The organism is Ralstonia sp. 22111 (genome assembly GCF_052045895.1).
GTDB lineage: Bacteria > Pseudomonadota > Gammaproteobacteria > Burkholderiales > Burkholderiaceae > Ralstonia > Ralstonia wenshanensis.
This window is the reverse complement of sequence record NZ_JBQEPR010000001.1, coordinates 174,635-197,543: the sequence shown is the minus strand read 5'-3', so window position 1 is coordinate 197,543 and position 22,909 is coordinate 174,635. Positions and strand designations below refer to the sequence as shown.

The following is a 22,909-nucleotide window of genomic DNA, read 5'->3' as shown; positions in this document are numbered from 1 at the left end:
CGGGCGGGCTCAACGTTGGGTGGACGGCACGGCGACGGCCGCTTCACTGCGGCGGGCGCTGCGCACGTAGGCGGCTTGTTGCTTGAGCTGGGCGTCGCTGTCGGCAAGGTGCGCGAGCGCGGTTGGGCCGGCGTGGCGGAACCACGTCATCAGCAGCGCGTCGAGCAGCGCCATGGGCGCGGCCAGCGAATGGAAGAACGACGGAATGGCGACGGGCGCGACGAGCTGCTGCCACGCCAGTTCCGCGCCCGGGGCGATGGCGCTGTCGGTCACGTACACGAGGCGCGCACCACGCGCATGCGCGTACTGCATCGCCTCAATGACTTCGCGGGTGTATGGATCGAACGTGACGGCCACGACGATGTCGCCTTCGCCGCAAAAGCGCAGCGGGTCAGCCAGCGTGTTGCCGCTACCGGTGCAGAGGATGACCTTGTCGTCGAAAAGCTGGGCTGCATAACCGAACGCATGCGTCAGCGCCAGGCAACTGCGCGCGCCCAGCAGATAGACTCGGCGCGCCTTGCAGAGGGCGGCGGCCACGGTTTCCAGCGCCGCCAGGTTGGCTGGCGAAAACGCCGACTGCACATGCGCACCGATGGCCATGCCGATGCGCTGAGCCTCCGAAGCGCCGGCCGTATCGCCGCCCTGCAGCGCGCTGGCGCGACCGGCAAAGCCGTCGGCCTGCTGGCGCAGGTGGTTCACGCAGATATCGCGCAGCGCGGCAAAGTCATCAAAGCCCAGCGCGCGCGCCAGGCGCGAGAACGTGGCCGGCGGCAGGTCGCAGCGGCGCGCCAGGTCCCGCATCGAAAGCAGGGCGATGTCGTGCTGGTGCGTCTCAAGCAACATGGCGGCGCGCTGCAGTTGCGGAGAGAGATCGCTGGCGCGGTCGCGCAGCGTTTGCATGAGCCCATCGAACGTCATGAGGTGATCGTTTTGATTCAATTGTTTCGTAAACTACTAATTTGAAACAGTTGAGTCAATATCGGATTCACCCTTGGGTCGCGCGCGAAAGCGAAACGGCCGCAACGCAAGGCGTGCGGCCGTGGCGGGCAAACAAAAACGGAGGCCGAAGCCTCCGTTGGGTGGGTGTGAAGCGCGCGCGCTTCAGGTTGCCGGGGCGTCGAGCTGTTCCATGCGGAACTGGAAGAAGCCGGCGCCGATCAGGCCAAGCAGGCTCAGCGCCATGCACGTGCATGCCAGAATCATCACCGCGCCCAGCGACGAAACCCCGCTCATGAGCGGCGTATGCATCAACGCCGATAGATTGCCGCCAACCCACATGGCCGCGACGAGGGCCATCAAGCACGTCAGCGCTGCGGCATTGCGCAACCACGTCAGCCGCGTCTTGCGGCTGATGCCGTCGAAAGCGTGGAAATGGAAGTGGTGGTGACCGGTGCCAACGAGTGCCATGGAGAATCTCCTTGTGCTTGCCGTTTGATAGCGTTGAGTCACTATACCGAGACCTGCGACAGTTTGGCGCAGTTTGCGCCGCTAGGTATACCCTGAGCTGCGCTGCGTCAAGAGGTGCGGGTACATTTTTTGTGAGTGCGACACTGCGCCGCAGATTGGCGTCCGGGGCGGAAAATCCGGAGATGGCGGGCGCGCGTGAATGGCGCCGCAGAAATGAAAAAAGACCTCGCGAGGAGGTCTTTTTTGTTGCCCTGCAAAATCGATTGATCTTGAAGGGCGAAGAATTTTGGTGGCCTGGGGCGGAATCGAACCACCGACACGCGGATTTTCAATCCGCTGCTCTACCAACTGAGCTACCGGGCCAAGCAAAGAAAGGCAAGTATGACAGGAGTTGTGCCCCGCCGTCAAGCGTCTCTGAGCACTTTGATGATCACGTGGCCGGTTCGCCCTTGTTGCGCGAGAGTTCGACACCCAGCTGCTTGAGCTTGCGGTACAGGTGGGTGCGCTCAAGACCGGTCTTTTCTGCCACGCGGGTCATGCTGCCGCCCTCACGCTGCAGGTGGTATTCGAAGTAGGCGCGCTCAAACAGGTCGCGCGCTTCGCGCAGCGGCATGTCGAACGAGAACTGCATGCCGCCGCCTTCGGCTGCGCGGGTCGGTACGCCATTGATGTCGGTGCGATCGAGCGCGGCAGGCGTCCCTGCGGCGGCGGGGTTGGGCATGGCGCCCGCGAGTCCCGTTGCCGGTGCGGCAGCCGGTGTCGCAGAGCGCGGCTTTTCCTTGCTGCGCGACAGACCCTGCTCCACCGCAGTCAGCAGCTTCTGCAGCGCGATGGGCTTCTCCAGGAAATTCAACGCGCCGATCTTGGTCGCCTCGACGGCGGTGTCGATGGTGGCGTGGCCCGACATCATGATGACGGGCATGGTCAGCAGACCTTGCGATGCCCATTCCTTGAGCAGCGTCACGCCGTCGGTATCCGGCATCCAGATATCGAGCAGGACGAGGTCGGGCGTTGCGTTCGCGCGGTATTCGCGCGCGCGCTGCGCGTTCTCGGCGACTTCAACAACGTGCCCTTCGTCTCCGAGGATTTCGGAGAGCAACTCCCGGATACCCATTTCGTCGTCGACAACGAGGATGGTGGCCATGCTTTTCCTCTATGTGCGGCGGGATTGCCGTCCGCGCTACGCGAGTTTTACGAACAGTATGGAAACCTGGGCGCCGACGGTGTCGGTACCCGATGTGCCCGATGTTGTGCTGGATTGGCGGTTGCGCAATTCGATACGCGCCCCGTGCTCGTCCATGATTTTCTTAACCATGGCCAAGCCCAATCCTGTGCCCTTGGCTTTGGTCGTGACGTACGGCTCGAAGGCGCGGTTGAGGATGCGGGAAGAGAACCCGCCGCCGTTGTCCGCGATTACAAGCCGCACGGCTTGCCGCCGCGCGCCCGAGGCGTCGTCGTATTCTACCGTGTCAGTTTGCAACATGACATGCGGAGCAGGTCGCCCGGCCGCTTCGTTCTCTGCCACGGCGTCCTGCGCATTCTGCAGCAGGTTGTGGATGACCTGGCGCAGTTGCGTCGGGTCACCCTTGATGAGCGGCAGATTGGCGCCCAGCTTGGCTTCGATGACGGGGTGATCGCGGCGGTCAGGGTGATCGATGCCGTACAGGTGCAGCACTTCGGCGGCAAGCGCGTTGAGGTCCAGCTCCTGCAGCATGGCTGGCGGCGTGCGGGCGTAGTCGCGGAAGTCATCGACCATGCGCTTCATTGCCGACACCTGATTGACGATGGTGGTGGCGCCGCGCCGCAGCACCTCGGCGTCGGTGTCCGACAGCTTGGGCGAGAGCTTCATCTCCAGCCGCTCGGCGGAGAGCTGGATGGGCGTGAGCGGATTCTTGATTTCGTGTGCAAGGCGACGCGCGACCTCGCCCCAAGCCACGGAGCGCTGCGCCGAGATCACGTCGGAAATATCGTCGAACACCACCACGTAGCCGCGCTCGGTTCCGTGCGCGCCGACCGATGGGCCGGGCAGGCGTGTACCGCGCACCAGCAGTGTGAGGGGCTCGTCTTCGTCTTCGAGCGGAATTTCGACCTGCTTCTGCCAATGGGCCACTGCGCCGCCGGCGGCCGTGCTTGCGTCTTGTTCAGCAAAGGCCTGTTCGACCACCGGCGCGAAGGCGGCCACCGGTGTGATGCTGGTCAGCCCCTGGCCGACCCACGCGCCGAAGGGCTGTTTGAAGATGCGCTCGGCACCCGGGTTGGCAGTCAGCAGAACGAAGCGATGGTCGAACACGAAGACGCCCGCGGTCAGGTTGGTCAGCACGCTCTCAAGATAGGCCTTCGATTGCTCGAGTGCCGCGCGATTCTGCTCCACGGCGCGGCGCGCGTCGGCGAGCTGGCGCGTCATCTGGTTGAACTGTTGGGTGAGCACACCCAGTTCGTCACGCGTATGCAGTTCCCGCTTGGGCGAGAGGTCGCCCTCGGCCACTTCGCGCGTGCCTTGCAGCAGCATTAGCAGCGGCCGTGCCAGCTGGGCGCCGAGCAGCAGCGCGAGCATCACCGCAATGAACACCGCCAGGAACAGCGTGAGCGTGAGCGTGCCGATGTACATCTTGCGCAGGCCGGTGCGGCCAAGCGCTTTCTCCTGGTATTCCTGGTAGGCGCGCTGGACAGCGTCGGCATTGCGGGCGAGGGCCTGCGGCACCGGTTGTACGAGCTGCAGGAAGCGTTCGTCGCGGCCGGTCTCGCCGATCAGGCCAAAGCCACGCGAGGTGCTGCTGCCATCTTCCGGCCGGCGGTCTGCCAGCAAACCGGTGCCGGCCCATTTGCGTGCCGGCGTATTCAGTCCGATGCTCGGCTCGTCGCGGGAAGACGTGCCCAGCGCCACCACCACATGCAACTGGTACAAATCGTTGCGGCGGCCGTTGCTGCGTGCCGCAGGTGCCGAGGCGGCTGGCGCGGAGGCGCTATCGGTCTCGGTATCGCTGCCGCCTTCCAGGCTCGCATAGCCTCCCGGCGCGCGGGCCTGTTCGAGCACAGCTTGATCCGGCAGGTTCGGGACGAGCGTGTCGTAGGTGTTTGACGCGGTGGCGATCACGCGGCCGCTGGCCGTGAAGATGGTTGCCTCCTGCACGCCGAACTGCTCGCGCAATCGATTGAGCGTGATGGCCGTAGCCGAGGCCGACCCATCGCCGACCTGCTCCGCGATCAGGCGCCCCTTGTTCTGCAGATCGGCCAGCGCCGTGTCCATGGTGGAGCGGCCAAGGTTCAAGCCGGCCTCCAGCGCCGATTCGACCTTCACGTCGAACCACGACTCGATGCTGCGCGACACGAACTGCAGCGACACAAGGTAGATCAGCACTCCCGGCAGGACACCCACCACGCCGAAGAACACTGCCAGCTTGGTCATCAGCCGCGTGCCGAACTTGCCGCGCCGCGCCCGCAACGCGAGCGCCAGCATCAGCCCGCCGATGATCACCACCAGCAGCACCCCGATGACGAGGTTGACCTTGTAGAGCAGCGTGAAATACCGGTCGAAGAACTCGGTGTTGGCCGAGGCCGCAGCCAGCAGGCCCACCAGCACGATCGCCAGGAAGACGATGGTGCCTGCCACCACCTGATAGAGCAGCCGCTTGTAGCTGCGATCGAAGATCATTTGGCGGGCGCCAGCAGCGAGCCTGCGCTGGAGGGGCCGGCGCTCATGCCCCAGCCTGGGCTGGGCGCCAGGCTTGACGAGCCGGAAGCAGGGGGCGTGGACGCCGGTGTGCTGGCCGGTGGTGCAACAGGCGCGGGCGCTGGCGTCGGCGGTGGCTCATTCGGCACCAGCAGGCTGAAGCGCTTCCACTCGGAGCTCAGATTCCAGTCGCGCGTGTTGACTGCGTTGATCTGGAATGGCTTGGGCAACTGCGTCACGTCCAGGCGCATGCGCACTTCGGCCTGCACGGTTTCGCCGGCCTTGACGGCGCGTTGCTCGAACACGCGCCAGCCGCGCACGTGCTGCATGAAGTCGACGGCGTCTTTCAGGCGCGAGAACGGTACCTGCAGGCCCCCGGTCGACACGCGGTACTGGCGTGTGAGCGGGTGATACGACAGCCGCACCACGCGCGTGGCGCTGATGGCGTGGTCGTCAAACCAATACCAGCGCGGGCGGATCAGCTCGAATTCAACCAGGAAGTAGAGCGCGATGCCCTTGTTCACCGCGTCTTCGAGGTTGCTGGGCAAGTCGAAATCGAAGTCGGCGGAGAGGTTCCAGCCGCCGTCGGCGTATTCGAGCTGGGCCCGGTTGATTTCGATGGATTGTGCGGATGCCGTGACGGGATACCCCACCAACAGCATGCCCAGTGCGACCAGCGCGACCAGCCGTTGCAAAATCTGCCGGAACCGGGATTGCAGCAGCCGGATCGATGGGCGAAGGATGACAGTCACAACGGTCGGTGCATCAGGGCCGTTTCTGGAAAACCGCGTAAAAGAAGCCGTCGTGATCGAGCGGCAAGGGCGAAGCGCCGGGGGTGAACCCGCTGGCCTGCGCCGCGTCGGGCGAGGCCGGCAGCAACTGGCCGGGCGCGTGCAATCGTATCGCATCTTCCAGATGGCGTTCAAACCATCGGGCCTGGTCCTCGCCTTCCGTCGGGAAAATCGAACAGGTGACATAAACCAGCTTGCCACCGGGCTTCAGGCATGCCCAGAGGGCGCACACGATGTCCCGCTGCAGCCCGACAAGCGCCTTGAGGTCTGCCGGGCGGCGCAGCCACCGGATGTCCGGATGGCGCCGCACGATGCCGGCGGCCGAGCACGGCACATCGGCCAGGATGCGGTCGAAGGGGCGGCCGTCCCACCAGGTTGCGGGTTTGGCCGCATCGCCGACGCAAATGGTGGCGGTCTGGTGCAAGCGCGCGAGGTTTTCGGTGATGCGCACCGCGCGTGCGGCATCCGACTCGAGCGCCGTGACGTCCAGGTGGTCGGCCAGCTCAAGCAGATGGCCCGTCTTGCCGCCGGGTGCGGCGCAGGCATCGAGCACGCGCTGGCCGGGGGCCACGTCGAGCAGCGTTGCAGCCAATTGCGCACCGGCGTCCTGCACCGAGACATCGCCATCGGCAAAACCGGGCAGTTCGGAAACGGGGACGGCGCGCCCAAGGCGTACGGCCTGTTCGCCGATGCGCTCGGCGTCGATGCCGGCTTCGGCCAGGCGCGCGAGATAGGCGTCGATGGCAACGCGGCGGGGGTTCACGCGCAGCACCATTGGCGGGCGGCGGTTGCCTGCGGCCAGGATGGCTTGCCAGGCGTCGGGATACGCGCGGCGTACGGCGTCGATCCACCACATCGGGTAATTGGTGGCGGCAGGCGGATCCGCCTGGATGTCTGCGACCAGCGCCTGTTGTTCGCGCAAGAAGCGGCGCAGCACGCCGTTGATCATGCCCTTGCCGTGCGACAGCTTCGGGTCGGCCGAGGCGGCCGTCACGGCCTGGTCGACCACGGTGAACGGCGCGTACGGCAGCGGGTCGTCCAGCAATTGCGCGAGCGCCACGTGCAGCAGGTTGGCGGCGCAGTCGGCGGGTGGGCGCGGAATCAGCGTGCGGATCAGCCAGTCGGTGCTGCCGAGCCAGCGCGTGGCGCGGTACGCGAGATCCTGTACGGCGCCGCGCACCGGTGCGGGTTGGCCCTGGCAGACGGCATCGATTGCCTGCGGCAATGCCATGCCCTGCCGCAGCTTGCCCAGTGCGGCAGCGGCAAGCGACAAGGCGTGGGCGAGAGAATCGGGCGGCAGGCGCATCGGGCAGCAGGAAATCAGGCGGACAAAATGCAACGAGCCCGCGATGGGCGGGCTCGTGCGGACTGCGGAAGTATAAAGGAAGCGCCCCGTCGGGCTGCCGCTTTTACGCCGGATATTGTCCCGTCTGCGCCATCTGCATCAGGCGCGCGATGCGCTCCTCCGTGGCCGGGTGCGTGCTGAAGAGGTTGGCCAGGCCGCCGCCGTGCAGCGGGTTCATGATCATCATCTGCGCGGTGGCGGGGTGGGCTTCAGCGGCGGCAAACGGGATGCCGGCGGCATAGCGGTGGATCTTGTCGAGCGCGGAGGCCAACGCCTGCGGATCGCCGCTGATGGTCGCGCCGCCGCGGTCGGCTTCGAACTCGCGCGCGCGGGAAATCGCCATTTGGATCATCGCTGCCGCCAGCGGCGCGAGGATCGCCACCGCAATCCCGGCGATCGGGTTGGCGGGCCGGCCTTCGCTGTCGCGCCCGCCGAAGAGCACGGCAAAGTTGGCCAGCGCCGAGATCGCACCGGCCATGGTGGCCGAGATGGTCGAAATGAGGATGTCGCGATGCTGCACGTGCGCCAGTTCGTGCGCCATCACGCCGCGCAGTTCGCGCTCCGACAGGATGTTGAGGATGCCGGTGGTCGCGGCCACGGCGGCGTGCTCCGGGTTGCGGCCGGTGGCGAAGGCATTCGGCTGGGCTTCGTCGATGAGGTAGACGCGCGGCATCGGCAGGCCGGCGCGGCCGGCAAGCTCCTGCACCATCCGGTAGAACTGTGGCGCGCTGGTCTCGTTGACTTCCTGCGCGTTGTACATGCGCAGGACCATCTTGTCGGAGAACCAGTACGAGAAGAAATTCATGCCCAGCGCGAACAGCAGCGCCAGCATCATCCCGCTGCGTCCGCCGATCATGCCGCCGATGACGATGAACAGCGCGGTGATCGCTGCCATCAGCATGAAGGTCTTGATCCAGTTGAACATGGGGGCGTGGCTCCTGTGGGTGTTGGGTTTTGTGAGTTTGTTAGATCGCGATAATCGCCGAAAATTCAAGGGCTTGCGCGGCAGTTGCGCGATATTTCGCCGCAGATGACGCTTGACGCATCAACGGGTAGCGAACGCCAGCCGCGCGCCCAGCCCGATGAATGCCGTGCCGACCACGCGATCGAGCCAGCGCTTGATGCCCGGCTTGCCCGCCACGCGGCGCGTGACGCTGGCGGCCACCCACGCCACCAGGCTATTCCAGATCGTCGACATGACAATGAACACCGCGCCCAACGCCAGGAATGCCAGCGCCTTGTGGCTGGCGTGCGGATCGACGAACTGGGGGAAGAACGACAGAAAGAACAGCACGACCTTCGGATTCAGCACATTGGTAAGAAAACCCTGCATGAACAGCGACTTGAGCGGACGCGGGCGCTTGGCGGCGGGCGTTTCCGCTTCTTCGACCGGGGCGTCGTCGCGTTCGGGCGGCGCCAGCAGCATGCGGCCACCGAGGTAGATCAGATACGCCGCGCCCACCACCTTGATGACCGTGAAGGCCACGGTGGACGCCGCCAGCAGCGCCGTCAGCCCGAACGCCACTGCGAGCACGTGCACGCAGCAACCCGCCGATACGCCCAGCGCCGACAGCAACCCTGCTGCCCGTCCTTGCGAAACGCTGCGCCCGACGATATAGGCCGTGTCGGGCCCAGGCGTCACATTCAGCAGAAACACGGCCAACATAAAGAGCGGCAGATTGACGATGCCCAGCGCGGTCATGGCGAAATCCTTTTCTCTATATATAGATGGGTCGGTTAGCCGCGCGACGCGAAGCGCTGGCCGGGCTGGATCGCCATGCCTTGCAGGAATTCGCGCGCGGGCAGGCGTTTGCCGCCCGGCTTCTGCAACTGGGTCACGCGTAGCGCGCCGGCGCCGCAGGCGATGGTGACACCGCCCGCGTTGGCGGCGAGTACCGTGCCGGGTTCCGCGTCAGCCGGGCGATCGGCGAGCGCCTCAGCCTGCCAGAACTTGATCGGCACGCCGTCCAGCACGGCCGATGCGCCGGGAAACGGATTGAACGCATGCACCTGGCGCAGCAGCGCGGCGGCCTGGTGCGACCAGTCCAGCGCGGCCTCGTCCTTGGCGATTTTTTCCGCGTAGGTGATGCCCTCGGCGGGCTGCGGCGTGGCGGGCAGCTTGCCATCTTGCGCCAGCCGGGCGAGCGCCTCCACCACCATGCGTCCGCCGAGCGCGGCCAGCGTGTCGTGCAGCGTGGCGGTCGTGTCGGGCAGGCCGATGGGCACGCGTTCCATGGCGATCATGTCGCCGGTGTCCAGGCCCGCATCCATCTGCATGAGCGTGATGCCCGATTCGGCGTCGCCCGCTTCAATCGCACGATGGATGGGCGCGGCGCCACGCCAGCGCGGCAACAGCGACGCGTGGATGTTGATGCAGCCAAAGCGCGGCAGGTCGAGCACTTCCTGCGGGAGGATCAGGCCGTAGGCGGCAACGACCATCACGTCAGGGCGCTGTGCGGCCAGGGCGTCGATGGCTTCGGCGGCTTCTTGCGGATATTTGCCCGCGCGACGCAGCGACGGCGGCTGGAGGATCGGCTCGAGCCCCTGCGTTACGGCGTACTGCTTGACGGGACTTGCCTGCAATTGCATGCCGCGCCCGGCCGGGCGATCCGGCTGGCTCAGCACGGCAACAATGGGAAAGCCGGCCTGATGGATCGCCGCCAGGGCAATCTGCGCAAATTCAGGCGTGCCGGCAAACGCTACGCGGAGGGTGGACGTCATGGATGGAAAACCGAAAACGAAGGGAAGCGCGCTACACGACAGCGTAGCGCATTGGGCTTAGCGACGGCCGCGATGCGGCGTGTCGGTCAGCGGCACGATGGGCTCGGGGGACGGCAGCGCCTCGGACACGCCATTGCTGCGCCGCTGGAAGAGCGAGAAGGTTTCGTTGGTGTCGCCCGGGCGGCTGCCGCGCCACACCATTTCCCAATTGTTGCCGTGAGGGCGGCGTCTGGCATGTTCCGGGCGTTTTTCGAGCACCAGGATCAGGTCGCAGGTGCGCGCGGTGGGGTTGGGGTGGTGATCGTCGCCGGCACCGCTGTGACCCAGCAGCCATTTGACCGGGCGCACGCCGGTTTCGTAGTGCATCAGCGCGCGCTCACTTTCACCCATGCCCCGCGTGGCCACGCAGATCTGCGCAGATTCGAGCACCGGCTTGATCGCCTGGAACAGCGGGCGGTAGCTGCGGGCGTCGTCAATCCACGGCATCAGCAGGGTGCCGAGCAGGCCCCACACCATGCCCAGGCCTGCCGCCCATGCCACCACGCCGGAGCGCGCTGGCCGCAGCCACACGCAGGCAGCCCACAGCGCCGTAATGCCCCCCGCCGCCAACACGGCGACCGGATGGATTAGCATGTCATACGGCAGCGGCAGCACGCGGCCCAGCATTTTGGCCAGCCATGCCGGCAGCAACTGCCCGCCGCTGGTCACGAGCGCACCCCACACCGCCCAGACCACGAGCCCCAGCGCGCCAAACAACGCCACGGCCGCGGCCCATGCACGGGCGCGCCACGCGGGCGCAATCAGCAGCAGCATCGGCGCGCCCAGCAGGGCTAGCGCGGGTTGCAGCGGCATCAGGTACACATCGCGCAGCACGGCCGAGCGCAGCACCACGGCAATCGTCGCCACCACGAACAGCGCAACGACCAAGTGCCCTTGGTAGGGCAACAGCCACGACGTGCGCGCCCCATGCCCGCGTTGCCGCACGAGCTTGTACAGCGACACGCCCAGTACGGACACCGCTGGCCACACAGCAGGCGTGCCGGTCAGGAAGATCGATCGGATGGTCGTCGCCAGCGAACCCTTTTCGCCACCCAGATGCGAGAAGCCAAAGAAGCGGCCAAGGTTATTGACCCAGAACCATTCAATGAACAGGTCCGGCGATTCGTGCCAGAAGATGGCGGGCCAGATCGCCAGCCATGGCAGCGCCACCAGCAGCGAGAGGCCATAGAAGCGCCACGCCTGGCGGTTGCGGAAATCCGGCAGCAGTGCGATCGCCGCCAGCAGGGTGATGGCGAACAGCCCAGGCACGAGCACGCCCTTGCCCAGGAACGCCACGCCGATGCCGGTGCCGAACCACAGTGCGGGGCGCAGCACGTCGACGCCCTTTGCGCCCCCGACTTCGCTCTCTTTGACGAAGCGCACGAGGCCATACAGGGCAATCGCGGTGCCGGCCAGCTGTGGGACATCGGCAATGAATTTGTGGACGTGCTCGGCCAGCCCGACGCAGCCGGCAAACAGCAGCAGCGCGCCCAGCGCATAGTCGCGCAGCGCAGCGCCGCCAGCGTCGAGCCCGGCTTCGCGGCGTGCGGCCAAGGTCAGCCCCGGCCGTCCGCGCGCAAGGTCTGCGCCGACGCGCAAGCGCCAGTCGCGCGCTTCGCTGCGCAGCAGGCGCGCCGTGCGCCAGACCGCCCAGCACGTCAGCGCCATCCAGAACAGCACCGCCACGCGCACGGCTTCGTGCGGCGGCATGTCGGGCAGCGCCAGCGCCGCCAGCGCGCCCGTCCAATACATCAGCGGGGGTTTTTCGACGAACGGCTCGAAGGCGACGTTGGGGACGACCCAGTCGCCGCGCTCGATGATGTTGATGACGATGCCGAAGGAATACGGCTCGTCGGCCTTCCAGGGCGCACGCCAGAACGTGCCCGCAACAAAATACGCGCACAGCATCAGCACGACGACGACACGCCAACGGCGCACCAGCAGTGCCGACAGGCGGCGCGGGCTGGCGTTCGTGCCTGCGTCGACTGGGGCGATCGGCATCAGTGGGATGGAGCGAGGGTGCGCGTCGGCGTCGGCAGGCATGGGAACGCGTTCAACGCTGCGGCACCGCGTCGCGTTGATGCTTCTTGAGCTTGGAGCGGATGCGCGTCTGCTTGAGCGGCGAGAGGTATTCGACGAAAACCTTGCCCATCAGGTGGTCCATCTCGTGCTGAATGCACACCGCCAGCAGGTCGTCGGCCTCCAGCTCGAAGGTTTCGCCCTTTTCGTTCAGTGCGCGCACGCGCACGCGGGCCGGACGGTCGACCTTGTCATAGATATCGGGAACGGACAGGCAGCCTTCGTCCCAGACCTTGTGCTCATCACTTGCCCAGATGATCTCCGGGTTGATGAACACGCGCAGTTCGTCGCGCGACTCCGAAACGTCGATGGTGATCACGCGCTCGTGCACGTCGACCTGCGTGGCGGCCAGGCCAACGCCGGGCGCCTCGTACATGGTCTCCGCCATGTCGGCCACCAGTTTGCGGATGCGGTCATCCACAACGGCGACCGGTTTGGCGACCTTATGCAGCCGCGGATCAGGGTATTGCAGGATATTCAGTAGGGCCATGATGCTTGGCAACAACGGTTGCAGAAGGCCACGCTAACGAGGGGTTGCCTTCAATTGCGATCGCTTGGAATGTCATGCAGAATCGGGGGCGCTATCCGCCACATGGCTTAGGAAAAAGCCTGACGAATGTTGGATGCCATACCCCTCTTGCTGCGACGCAGAACTGCGTACAGCTGCGGCGGGGAGGCGTCGAACAGGCACGCGGACCACTCGCCGATTCTTCATAGAATAATGCGCCATCGTAACACACCGATGCACTCTCAGCCCGCCATGAAAACCGCCACGAAAGCGCGCCAGCCTTACGTTTGCGCCCTGTCGGCGGTTGCCGCGGCAGCGCTTTTCTGCATGGGCGCCGCCCACGCCGCCGAGCGCACTGTGACGCCGGCGCAACAGGCGCAGGCCGCGACAGCTGCCCAAGCGGGCATCCCCGAATCCGAACTGTCCGCCACCGCGCCCGCGCAGTACACGGTGCGCCGTGGCGACACGCTGTGGGCAATCTCGGGCAAGTACCTCAAGCGGCCCTATCGCTGGCCCGAGCTGTGGGGCATGAACCGGGAGCAGATTCGCAATCCGCATTTGATCTATCCCGGCCAGATCCTGTATCTGCATCACGCCAATGGCCGTGCTTGGCTGTCGAGTTCGCCGGCGTCGGCGGATGGCAGCACGGTGCGCCTGTCGCCGCATACCCGCGTGTCGGGGCAGGATGGCGATGCCATCTCCAGCATTCCCTCCGCCGCCATCGAGCCCTTCCTGACCCAGCCGATCGTGGTGGATGAAGAAACGCTGGCCACGCCGGCGCGCATCTTCTCGCTGCCGGAAGGCCGTGTCTATTTGGGCAAGGGCGAAAACGCCTACGCCCGCGGTCTGCCTGCAGGCGAAGGCGGCCAGGCCGGCACCGAATGGCAGGCGTATCGCCCGGTCCGGCCGCTCAAGGACCCCGTGACCGGCAACGTGCTCGGTTATGAAGCCGACTTCCTCGGCACGCTGCGCGTAGTGCGCGCGGCGACCGGCCCGCAGGCGGTCACCAAGATGGAAGTGCTGTCGTCCAAGGAAGAAATGGGCGTCGGCTCGCAGCTGATGCCACTGCCTCCGCGCGTGCCGGTGCGCTATGTGCCGCATGCGCCGGAAGGCGACGTGCACGGCGCGGTCGCCAAGGTGACGGGCGGCGTGCGCTTTGGTGGCACCGACCAGGTGGTTGTGCTGAACATCGGCAGCCAGCAGGGGCTTGAGCCGGGCCACGTGCTGTCGCTGGCGCGCGCTGGCGCGCTTGTGAAGGACGCCACCGTCGGCAACGAGGCCGTGCAGCTGCCCGCAGAGCGCTACGGCCTGGCCTTCGTGTTCCGTGTGTTCCCGCATGTGGCCTATGCGCTGGTGACGGACGCATCGAACGCCGTGGAAGTGGGTGACAGCGTCAGCAACCCGATGTCGCCGCAACCCTGAACTACCCACTAACGCAGTCCTTGATTTGACCGATGCATCCCAGGTCGCGGCGCTCGCCGCGGCCGATTCCACAGCTTCCCTCTCCTGTACGCGCGATCCGGCCGAACTGGCTGCGTGGCTGCGTCTGACTGAAACCCCCGGCGTTGGGCCCGTGGCCGCGCGGCAATTGCTGGCGGCCTTCGGGCTGCCGCAAGACATCTTTGCCCAGCCGTATGCCGCGCTCGCCAAGGTGCTTCCGGAGCGCCAAGCGCGTGCGGTGCTCGCCGAGCCCGACGATACGCTTGCGGCGTTGATCGAGCGTACCGTCGCCTGGGTGAACGAGCCCGGCAACGCCATCTTCACGCTGGCCGATCGCGGCTACCCGCCCCGCCTGCTCGAACTGCCGGACCCGCCGACCTTGCTTTACACCAAGGGCGATGCCTCGCTGCTGCGCGCGGCAGCCGTGGGCGTGGTGGGTGCGCGCAGCGCCACGGCGGCCGGCATCGACAACGCGCGGGCGTTTTCCCAGGCGCTGTCGGCGGCGAGCGTGGCGGTCGTGTCAGGCCTGGCGCTCGGCATCGATGCGGCGGCGCATGAAGGCGCGCTGGCCGGCCCTGGCAGCACCATTGCAGTGGTGGGTACGGGGCTGGATATTGTTTACCCGGCCCGCAACCGGGCGCTGGCGCATCGCATTGCCGAGGCTGGCGTGATCATCTCCGAATACCCGTTGGGGATGGGCGCACGCGCCGAGAACTTCCCGCGCCGCAATCGCCTGATCTCGGGTTTGGCGCGCGGGCTGCTGGTGGTGGAAGCGGCGGCGCAGTCCGGCTCGCTCATCACCGCGCGGCTGGCGGCCGAGCAGGGGCGCGACGTGTTTGCGATTCCGGGGTCGATCCATTCGCCGCTGGCCAAGGGCTGCCACCTGCTGATCAAGCAAGGCGCCAAGCTGGTGGAAACTGCGGCCGATATCCTTGATGAACTTGGCTGGGGGCGTGCTTCTGCACCGGCCAAACGTGCGACGCGCGCGGCAGCGGAGGCGTCTCCGGCTGCACCGGTTGTCCCTGCTGCGCGCCCGGCGCCAAGTGCTGCTGAAACCGTGTTGCTCGACGCGCTCGGGTTTGATCCTGTCGATCTGGATACCTTGTGTGAGCGCACCGGTCAGGCGGCTGCTCCGCTATCCGCACAGCTTCTGGCGCTGGAGCTGGATGGCCGCGTTGAGCGTCAGCCCGGCGGGCGCTTCCTGCGGCTTCCCTGAAAGCGTGCCTACAATAAGCGCGACCCGTTCGTCACCCCGCTGGTCGCTTAGCGCTTTCTTTCATGCCACTGCTCTCGCCTGATACCGACGCCGCCACGCTGCACGCACGCATGCGCTCGGGGCAACTGTTGGTGGCGTGCCTGTGCGCCGAGTGGTGCGGCACGTGCCGCAGCTATCGCAAGACCTTCACTGAGCTGGCGGAGCGGCATCCGGAGTGCTGCTTCGCCTGGGTCGATGTGGAAGACCATGCCGACGCGCTGGGCGATTACGACGTTGAGAACTTCCCGACCCTCCTGGTGCAGCGCGGGCGCGATGTGTTGTTTTTCGGCCCTGTCTTGCCTTACGCAGGCGTGGTGGAGGGATTGCTTTCGCGTGATCTAGACGTGGCTCCTTCGGTGTCAGCGGCCCCGGATTTGCGAGGCTGGCTGCTGGAATCGGCGTGATCGCCGGCCTTGACAACGCTAAGCGATGCATGCGCCACTCTATTGCGCCTGAAAAGGAACCGCGCTTATGATTGGCGGCCAAATTTGGGGCTGATCTATGGATTGACGGCCCCGGCGCGCGTTCTGACGAGGCGCCCGCGGTACTTGAAGTCGGCAGGCGTTGCCATAAGACTCTAAAAAAAATACGCGAACGGTCGCTATAGAAAAGCGACTTCTTCTTTACCCGATTACTTGCGATCGCCAGGATCCGCTCACATGTCCAAGGCTCTCATCATTGCCGAAAAACCGTCGGTCGCCGCTGATATCGCGCGCGCGCTGGGTGGCTTCACCAAGCACGACGAGTACTTTGAGAGCGACGACTACGTCCTCTCGTCGGCGGTTGGCCACCTGGTCGAGATTGCCGCGCCGGATGAATACGAAGTCAAGCGCGGCAAATGGAGCTTCGCGCATCTGCCCGTGATCCCGCCGCACTTTGACCTGCGCCCGATCGCCAAGTCGGAATCACGCCTGAAGGTGCTGACGCGCCTGATCAAGCGCAAGGACGTGACCAGCCTGATCAACGCATGTGACGCGGGGCGCGAAGGTGAATTGATCTTCCGCCTGATCGCGCAGCACGCAAACACCAAGTTGCCGGTGAAGCGTCTGTGGCTGCAGTCGATGACGCCGCAGTCCATTCGCGATGGCTTTGGCAAGCTGCGCAGCAACGAAGACATGATGCCGCTGGCCGATGCCGCCCGCTGCCGTTCCGAGGCCGACTGGCTGGTCGGCATCAACGGCACGCGCGCCATGACCGCCTTCAACAGCAAGGGCGGCGGCTTCTTCCTGACCACGGTGGGGCGCGTGCAGACGCCTACGCTGTCGATCGTGGTCGAGCGCGAAGAGAAGATCAAACGCTTCGTCCCGCGCGATTACTGGGAAGTGCGCGCCGAGTTCATCGCCGCGGCCGGCCTGTACGAAGGCCGCTGGTTTGACCCGAAATTCAAGAAGAACGAGTTCGACCCCGAGCAGCGCGATTCGCGTCTGTGGAGCGAGGCCGAGGCCAAGAGCATCGTGGCTGCATGCCGCGACAAGCCGGGCTCGGTGACGGAAGAATCGAAGCCCTCGACGCAGATGTCGCCGGCATTGTTCGACCTGACCAGCCTGCAGCGCGAGGCCAACGGCCGCTTCGGTTTCTCGGCCAAGAACACGCTGGGCCTGGCGCAGGCGCTGTATGAAAAGCACAAGGTGCTGACCTACCCGCGTACCGATTCGCGCGCGCTGCCCGAAGACTACATGGGCACGGTCAATCAGACGCTGGACATGCTGGGCGAAAGCTCGCCCAACTACCTGACGCACGCGAAGAAGATCCTGGCCAACCAGTGGGTCAAGCCGAACAAGCGGATCTTCGACAACAGCAAGATCAGCGATCACTTCGCCATCATCCCGACGCTGCAGGCACCGAAGAATCTGTCGGAGCCTGAGCAGAAGCTGTACGACCTGGTGGTGCGCCGCTTCCTGGCGGTGTTCTTCCCGGCGGCCGAATACCAGGTCACTACGCGGATTACCGAGGTGGCCGGGCATCACTTCAAGACCGAAGGCAAGGTGCTGGTGAACCCGGGCTGGCTGGTCGTGTACGGCCGCGAGGCGCAGGGCGAAGATGCCAACCTCGTGCCCGTCGCCAAGGACGAGCGCGTCAAGACGGACAAGGTCGAGCCAGTGGGCCTGACCACCAAGCCGCCTGCGCGCTACAACGAAGCGACGCTGCTCTCCGCCATGGAAGGCGCCGGCAAGCTCGTCGACGACGACGCGCTGCGTGAAGCCATGGCCGGCAAGGGCCTGGGCACGCCAGCCACGCGCGCGGCCATCATCGAAGGGCTGTTGACGGAAAAGTACCTCGTGCGCGAGGGCCGCGAGCTGATCCCAACGGCCAAGGCCTTCCAACTGATGACATTGCTGCGCGGCCTCGGCGTGGAAGAACTGACGCAGGCCGAGTTGACGGGCGGCTGGGAGCACAAGCTTTCGCTGATCGAACGCGGTCAGCTGGAGCGCGACGAATTCATGCGCGAGATCGCGCAGATGACGCAGCAGATCGTCAAGCGCGCCAAGGAATACGACAGCGACACCATCCCCGGCGACTACGCGACGCTTTCCACGCCGTGCCCGCAATGCGGCCACGTGGTCAAGGAAAACTACCGCCGCTTCGCCTGCAGCCACTGCGACTTCTCGATCAGCAAGATCCCGGGCGGCCGCCAGTTCGAACTGGACGAGGTAGAAGAGCTGCTGACCAACAAGACCATCGGCCCGCTGCAGGGCTTCCGTAGCAAGATGGGCCGTCCGTTTGCGGCCATCCTCAAGCTGGCGCAGGAAGACGGTCATTGGAAGATGGAGTTCGACTTCGGCCAGAACGACGAAGACGACGGCGAGCCGGTCGATTTCTCCGGTCAGGAAAGCGTCGGCCACTGCCCGAAGTGCAACGGCAGCGTCTACGAGCATGGCCTGAAGTACGTGTGCGAAAACGCCGTGGCGCAGCCGAAGACCTGCGACTTCACCACCGGCAAGATCATCCTGCAGCAGGAGATCAGCCGCGAGCAGTTGGCCAAGCTGCTGACCGAGGGCAAGACGGACCTGCTGACCGGCTTCAAGTCGGCGCGCACGGGCCGTAACTTCAAGGCGTTCCTGGTCAAGCAGCCGGACGGCAAGATCGGCTTCGAATTCGAGCCGCGCGGCGAAGGCAAGGGCAAGCCCGGTGCCAAGACCGCGGCGAAGAAGACGACGGCTGCGGCCAAGACGCCTGCCGCCAAGAAGGCACCGGCCAAGACTGCGAGCAAGACGGCCGCCAAGAAAGCCCCGGCGCGCAAGAAAGCCACTGAAACCGAGGCTGACGAGGAAAGCACCAGCGAGACCTGAACGCGGTTTCGCCGGCATCAACGCAAACGGGAGGACACTGTCCTCCCGTTTTGCTTTGGCTGTGCGGCTCGGTTTATGCGGCTTCGCTCAGGCCGCGCCCGGCGCGCGCCTCGTTGTGCTTGACCTCCATCGCCTGGGCCAGCATGTAATCGATGAACGTGCGTACCTTCGTCGGCAGGAACTTGCGGCTCGGATACACCAGCGACAGCGACCGGTGCGGCAGCTTGTATTGCGGCAGCACGCGCACCAGGCGTCCGGACTCCAAGTCCGGCCGTGCCATGTACGACGACAGTATCGCGATGCCCATGTCGGCAAGCACGGCGCGGTGCATCAGTTCGGCATTGCTGGTGACGAGCGAGGGCTGCACCGGCACCGAAATCGACTGGCCATCGGCGGTGCTCATCTCCCACTCGTGACGCAGTTGCGGGTGCCACATCGCAATGACGCGGTGCTCGGCAATATCTTCGGCGCGCTGCGGCGTGGAGTGCTGGCGGAGGTAGGCCGGGGTGGCCGCCATGACCATCTCGGCGGAAATCATGCGGCGCGCCACCAGGTGTGAACCAAGGCCGAGTTCCGAGACCATGATGCCGACGTCGCGGCCATCCTCGACGATGTCGATCGGGCGATCGGACAACGCCACGTCAAACGTCACTTCGGGATAGAGCTGCTGGAAGCGTGCGAGCAGCATCGGCAGCACGTGCAGTCCGAACATGACCGGGGCGACGATGCGCAGACCACCGACCAGCGCCTGGCTGCGCGAGGTGGCCAGCGATTCCGCCTCGTCAATGTCGAGCAGGATCTGCGCACAGCGCTGCAGGTAGGTTTCGCCCACGTCGGTCAGCGACAGGCTGCGCGTGGTGCGGTTGAGCAGGCGCGTGCCGAGATGCGCCTCAAGGTCGGCCACGTAACGCGTGACCACGGCATTGCTCATCGACAGATGCTGGGCCGCCCGGGCGAAGCTGCCAAGCTCCACCACCTTGGAAAACACCCGCATCGACTGCAAACGATCCATTCCAGCCTCTCACATAATTTGTTGTCAAAAATAGAACAAATCTGTCGTGACAGCAAATGTTTAATAGTGGCACAAGCAATTCACTGCCTAGGGGTGTTCCTTGAATGTGAGTGCACGCTCATGTGAGGATGCCGTTCCAGTCGTGCTTGCAAAGTTTTATTGCCAGGCTGCGTATCCGACTTCTCACCGATTGACGCAACAGCAGATTTGCGCCGAAACTCTATACCGAGCGGTAGATTTTTTTGGGGGATTCGTCTTGCGCGAGGTCATGTTTGACCCAAATCATGGGTGGAACGCGGTTTTGCGCAAATCGGTACGGCGGTGGCCAGATGGCTTCGCCATACTCGAACAATGGATGCCGAGAACCCTGACCCGCATGAGCGCCCCGCAACGAGGGCAGCCATCACGGCCGATGTGTCGCCCCGCGATGCCGGCGGCCGAGGAGACACCACATGACCATCCATAACCGTGAACCGGTCAACTATCTGGCGGGCGAGATGCCGCTGCACCGGTATTGCGCCCTCCATGCGCAGCAGACACCCGAGCGCATCGCCTTGTTGTGGTATGGCCGCACGATCTGCTGGCGCGAGCTGGATCAGGCGTCCACGCGGCTGGCGGTGCAGTTGCAGCGATTGGGCGTGACACGTGGCGATCGCGTTGCGCTGTTTCTGCACAACTGTCCGCAAGCCATCGTGACCCATCTGGCCACGGCCAAGCTGGGCGGCATCGTCGTACCGTGCGGGCCGCTGTCGCGTCAGCACGAACTGCGTGACCAACTGGCCGATTGCGGCGCCAAGATTCTGGTGGCGGCGGCCGACCTGATGCCGATTGTCGACGCCGCGCGGCCGGGCACGTCGGTCACGACCGTCATCACCACGCGCTATGCCGATCTGCAGCCCGCGCAGCCGGCGTGCCGCAAGGCGCTGGCCGTGCCGCCCGAGCTGATTGCCGCCGATGCCTCGTCTGCACCGCCGCTCAAAAACAAGCCGGGCGCCGCGCAACTTGATCTGATGCAGCTGATGGCTGAGCCCGTGGATGTGGCCGAGCGCAACGCCGTGGCTGCCATCCAGGTGAGCCTGGACGACGTTGCGCTGATGGTCTACACATCTGGCACCACCGGCCGCCCGAAGGGCGCCATGCTCACGCACCGTAACGCGCTGTACAAGACCGCCGTTACGGTGCAGGTCAGCGGCATCCACGCTTCGGATGTGATGCTGGCGGTGGCGCCGCTGTCGCATATCGCCGGCATGCTGATGGGCATGAACGTGATGCTGTATTCCGGCGCGACGACCATCCTGCTTTATCGGTTCGATCCCCTGGCCGTGCTGCAGGCGATTGACCGCTACCGCGTGACACGCTGGTACAGCATGACGCCGATGAACCTGGCGGTCATGGCGCATCCGGATGCGGCCCAGTACCGCATGGAATCCTTGGTGGCCAACCCGTGCACCAGTTTCGGCGTCACGCTGACCGAAGCCATTGCCGACCGGTGGCGTGCCTTTGCCGGCCCGCAGTGCCGCATCTATGAAGCCGCCTATGGCCTGTCGGAAACCCACACCTGCGACGCCATCACGCCTGCCGATGCCCCGCGATGGGGCTGGCACGGCAAGATCGTCCCGCAGACTGAGGTACGCATCGTCGACCCGCATACCGGCGCCGAACTGCCGCCCGGTCAGGCCGGCGAAATCACCATCCGCAGCCCCGGCGTGTTCCGCGGCTACTGGCAGCGCGACGAGGCCACGCGCGCCGTCCTGCACAACGGCTTTCTGCGCACCGGCGATATCGGCCAGGTTTCGCCCGACGGCTACCTTCAGTGGCAGGGCCGCATCAAGGAGATGATCAAGGTGTCGGGCTACAGCGTGTTTCCGGAGGAGGTCGAGGCGCTGCTGTCGCGCCACCCGGGCATTCGTCAGGTGGCCGTGACGCCCATTCCCGATCCCGACAAAGGCGAAGTCGTGTGCGCACACGTGGTGCCGATGAACGGTGTAACGCTCTCGGAAGCCGAGCTGATTGCCTGGTCGCGCGACAACATGGCGCCGTACAAGGTGCCGCGGCGCGTGAAGTTCCATGATGCGCTGCCCGCTACCGCAACGGGCAAGGTGCTGCGAAGGTTGCTGCGCGAAGACGCCATCGCCGCCTGAAAGCAAAACGGCCGCCAAATTCTGGCGGCCGTTTCGTTTGTCAGGTGTCAGGTCTGCACGAAGCGTTTCTGTCGGGCAATGCTCATCAGGATGCCGATGCCCATGCCCAGCGTGACAAGCGCTGTTCCCCCGTAACTGATGAGTGGCAGCGGCACACCCACCACCGGCAGGATGCCGCTCACCATGCCCATGTTGACGAAGGCGTAGGTGAAGAAGATGAGCGTGATCGACCCCGCCAGCAGGCGCCCGAACAGCGTGCCCGCATTGGCGGCAATGAAGAGCCCACGCAAGATCAGCAGCAGATACAGGAACAGCAGCACACCGTTGCCGACCAGCCCGAACTCCTCCGAATACACCGCAAAGATGAAATCGGTGTGCTTCTCGGGAATGAACTCCAGGTGGGTTTGCGTGCCCTTCAGCCATCCCTTGCCCGTCACGCCGCCCGAGCCGATGGCAATGATCGACTGGATGGTGTGGAAGCCCTTGCCGAGCGGGTCGGTGGTCGGGTCGAGCAGCGTACACACACGGTGTTGCTGGTAGTCGTGCAGGATCGGCCAGTTCACGCCCGGGGCGCAGATGCGCGATTCGAACGACACCACAAGCGTGATCGCGGTGACTGCAATCACCAGAACCGGCACGATCAGCCGCCACGACAGACCGGCAAAGTAGATCACGTAGATGCCGGCCGCCAACACCAGCAGCGCGGTGCCCAGGTCCGGCTGCTTGGCAATCAACCCCACGGGAATCAGCAGCAGCAAGGCTGCCGCCAGATAGTCGTACCAGTGGATCACGCCCTCGCGCTTCTGGAAGTACCACGCCAGCATGAGCGGCATGGCGATCTTCATGATCTCGGAGGGCTGTACCACCACGCCGATATTGAGCCACCGCCGGGCGCCCTTGCGGATCAGCCCGAACGCCGCCACGCCAATCAACAGCGCCACGCCGACGGTGTAGAGCGGTACCGCAAAGCGCATCAGCGTTTGCTGCGGCAAGTTGGCGATGATCCACATCAGCACGAATGACAGGAGGATGTTGCGGACCTGATCTTCCACCCGGCCCGGCATGTCGATGGCGGCCGAATACAGCGCGACCAATCCTGTGCCGAGCAGCAAGAAGACGATCAGTGCCAGCGGCCCATCGAAGCCGGTGAAGAGCGACTTGATGATGTTGAATATGCGGCGCTTGTCCAGTTTGTCCATGGCGAGATCCTC

Annotated in this window: 18 protein-coding genes and 1 tRNA gene; 5 read left to right on the top strand and 14 right to left on the bottom strand. The window is 65.3% G+C overall.

The annotated features are described in order from the left end of the window. Positions 1–9: 9 nt before the first annotated feature. The 12 genes from ACTJK4_RS00900 to def all read right to left on the bottom strand — a co-directional run bounded on the left by ACTJK4_RS00900 (position 10) and on the right by def (position 12,542). Positions 10–918, bottom strand: coding sequence for a MurR/RpiR family transcriptional regulator (locus ACTJK4_RS00900; protein WP_440815349.1), 909 nt, complete (start codon positions 916–918; stop codon positions 10–12). Between the two features lie 183 nt (positions 919–1,101). After that, positions 1,102–1,407 carry a hypothetical protein gene (locus ACTJK4_RS00895; RefSeq protein ID WP_024977076.1) on the bottom strand — a complete coding sequence of 102 codons (306 nt, stop codon included), beginning with the start codon at positions 1,405–1,407 and terminating at the stop codon, positions 1,102–1,104. A 287-nt stretch (positions 1,408–1,694) separates the two neighbouring features. Further along, positions 1,695–1,770 (bottom strand) — tRNA-Phe (locus tag ACTJK4_RS00890). 67 nt (positions 1,771–1,837) lie between these two features. Next, complete coding sequence (locus ACTJK4_RS00885; RefSeq protein WP_260803709.1) at positions 1,838–2,551, bottom strand: response regulator; 714 nt, start codon at positions 2,549–2,551, stop codon at positions 1,838–1,840. A gap of 36 nt (positions 2,552–2,587) precedes the next feature. Further along, positions 2,588–5,059: a sensor histidine kinase gene (locus tag ACTJK4_RS00880; protein WP_232041552.1), complete on the bottom strand. Its 2,472-nt coding sequence runs from the start codon at positions 5,057–5,059 to the stop codon at positions 2,588–2,590. Beyond that, positions 5,056–5,829, bottom strand: coding sequence for a DUF4390 domain-containing protein (locus ACTJK4_RS00875; protein ID WP_232041553.1), 774 nt, complete (start codon positions 5,827–5,829; stop codon positions 5,056–5,058). Before ACTJK4_RS00875 ends, ACTJK4_RS00880 begins: the two co-directional genes overlap by 4 nt. A 13-nt stretch (positions 5,830–5,842) precedes the next feature. Further along, positions 5,843–7,174, bottom strand: a complete 1,332-nt coding sequence (rsmB, locus tag ACTJK4_RS00870) for a 16S rRNA (cytosine(967)-C(5))-methyltransferase RsmB (RefSeq protein WP_440475905.1) — start codon at positions 7,172–7,174, stop codon at positions 5,843–5,845. Positions 7,175–7,277: 103 nt separating this feature from the next. Then, positions 7,278–8,138 (bottom strand): zinc metalloprotease HtpX, encoded by an 861-nt coding sequence (htpX, locus tag ACTJK4_RS00865; protein ID WP_232041555.1) that lies wholly within the window; start codon positions 8,136–8,138, stop codon positions 7,278–7,280. A 120-nt stretch (positions 8,139–8,258) separates the two neighbouring features. Then, positions 8,259–8,915, bottom strand: coding sequence for a LysE family translocator (locus ACTJK4_RS00860; protein WP_440815343.1), 657 nt, complete (start codon positions 8,913–8,915; stop codon positions 8,259–8,261). A 35-nt stretch (positions 8,916–8,950) separates the two neighbouring features. Next, positions 8,951–9,934, bottom strand: coding sequence for a methionyl-tRNA formyltransferase (gene fmt / locus ACTJK4_RS00855; RefSeq protein ID WP_232041557.1), 984 nt, complete (start codon positions 9,932–9,934; stop codon positions 8,951–8,953). 57 nt (positions 9,935–9,991) lie between these two features. Next, positions 9,992–12,016: an ArnT family glycosyltransferase gene (locus tag ACTJK4_RS00850; RefSeq protein WP_440815341.1), complete on the bottom strand. Its 2,025-nt coding sequence runs from the start codon at positions 12,014–12,016 to the stop codon at positions 9,992–9,994. A gap of 10 nt (positions 12,017–12,026) precedes the next feature. Next, a complete protein-coding gene (gene def / locus ACTJK4_RS00845) occupies positions 12,027–12,542 on the bottom strand; it encodes a peptide deformylase (RefSeq protein ID WP_092974019.1) in 516 nt (171 codons plus the stop codon). A gap of 252 nt (positions 12,543–12,794) precedes the next feature. On the opposite strand from def, the gene ACTJK4_RS00840 reads away from it, so the two are divergent. The 4 genes from ACTJK4_RS00840 to ACTJK4_RS00825 all read left to right on the top strand — a co-directional run bounded on the left by ACTJK4_RS00840 (position 12,795) and on the right by ACTJK4_RS00825 (position 18,545). Next, positions 12,795–13,982 (top strand): LysM peptidoglycan-binding domain-containing protein, encoded by a 1,188-nt coding sequence (locus tag ACTJK4_RS00840; protein WP_440815337.1) that lies wholly within the window; start codon positions 12,795–12,797, stop codon positions 13,980–13,982. 25 nt (positions 13,983–14,007) lie between these two features. After that, the gene (gene dprA / locus ACTJK4_RS00835) at positions 14,008–15,216 is read left to right on the top strand and encodes a DNA-processing protein DprA (protein ID WP_316870382.1); all 1,209 of its coding nucleotides are present in this window, start codon (positions 14,008–14,010) and stop codon (positions 15,214–15,216) included. Positions 15,217–15,278: 62 nt separating this feature from the next. Further along, positions 15,279–15,659 carry a thioredoxin family protein gene (locus ACTJK4_RS00830; protein ID WP_440815334.1) on the top strand — a complete coding sequence of 127 codons (381 nt, stop codon included), beginning with the start codon at positions 15,279–15,281 and terminating at the stop codon, positions 15,657–15,659. A gap of 255 nt (positions 15,660–15,914) precedes the next feature. Continuing rightward, complete coding sequence (locus ACTJK4_RS00825; protein WP_440815331.1) at positions 15,915–18,545, top strand: DNA topoisomerase III; 2,631 nt, start codon at positions 15,915–15,917, stop codon at positions 18,543–18,545. A gap of 73 nt (positions 18,546–18,618) precedes the next feature. Here the strand turns inward: ACTJK4_RS00825 and ACTJK4_RS00820 are convergent, their stop codons facing one another. After that, positions 18,619–19,557, bottom strand: a complete 939-nt coding sequence (locus ACTJK4_RS00820) for a LysR family transcriptional regulator (RefSeq protein ID WP_232041563.1) — start codon at positions 19,555–19,557, stop codon at positions 18,619–18,621. A 452-nt stretch (positions 19,558–20,009) separates the two neighbouring features. Here ACTJK4_RS00820 and ACTJK4_RS00815 point away from each other — a divergent pair, with 452 nt between their 5' ends. Beyond that, entirely contained in the window at positions 20,010–21,698 is a 1,689-nt protein-coding gene (locus ACTJK4_RS00815) for an AMP-binding protein (protein ID WP_260803719.1), read from the top strand. Positions 21,699–21,745: 47 nt separating this feature from the next. On the opposite strand, the gene rodA is transcribed toward ACTJK4_RS00815, so the two are convergent. Next, on the bottom strand, positions 21,746–22,897 hold the full coding sequence (gene rodA, locus ACTJK4_RS00810) for a rod shape-determining protein RodA (RefSeq protein ID WP_037031841.1): 1,152 nt from the start codon (positions 22,895–22,897) through the stop codon (positions 21,746–21,748). Positions 22,898–22,909: the final 12 nt, after the last annotated feature.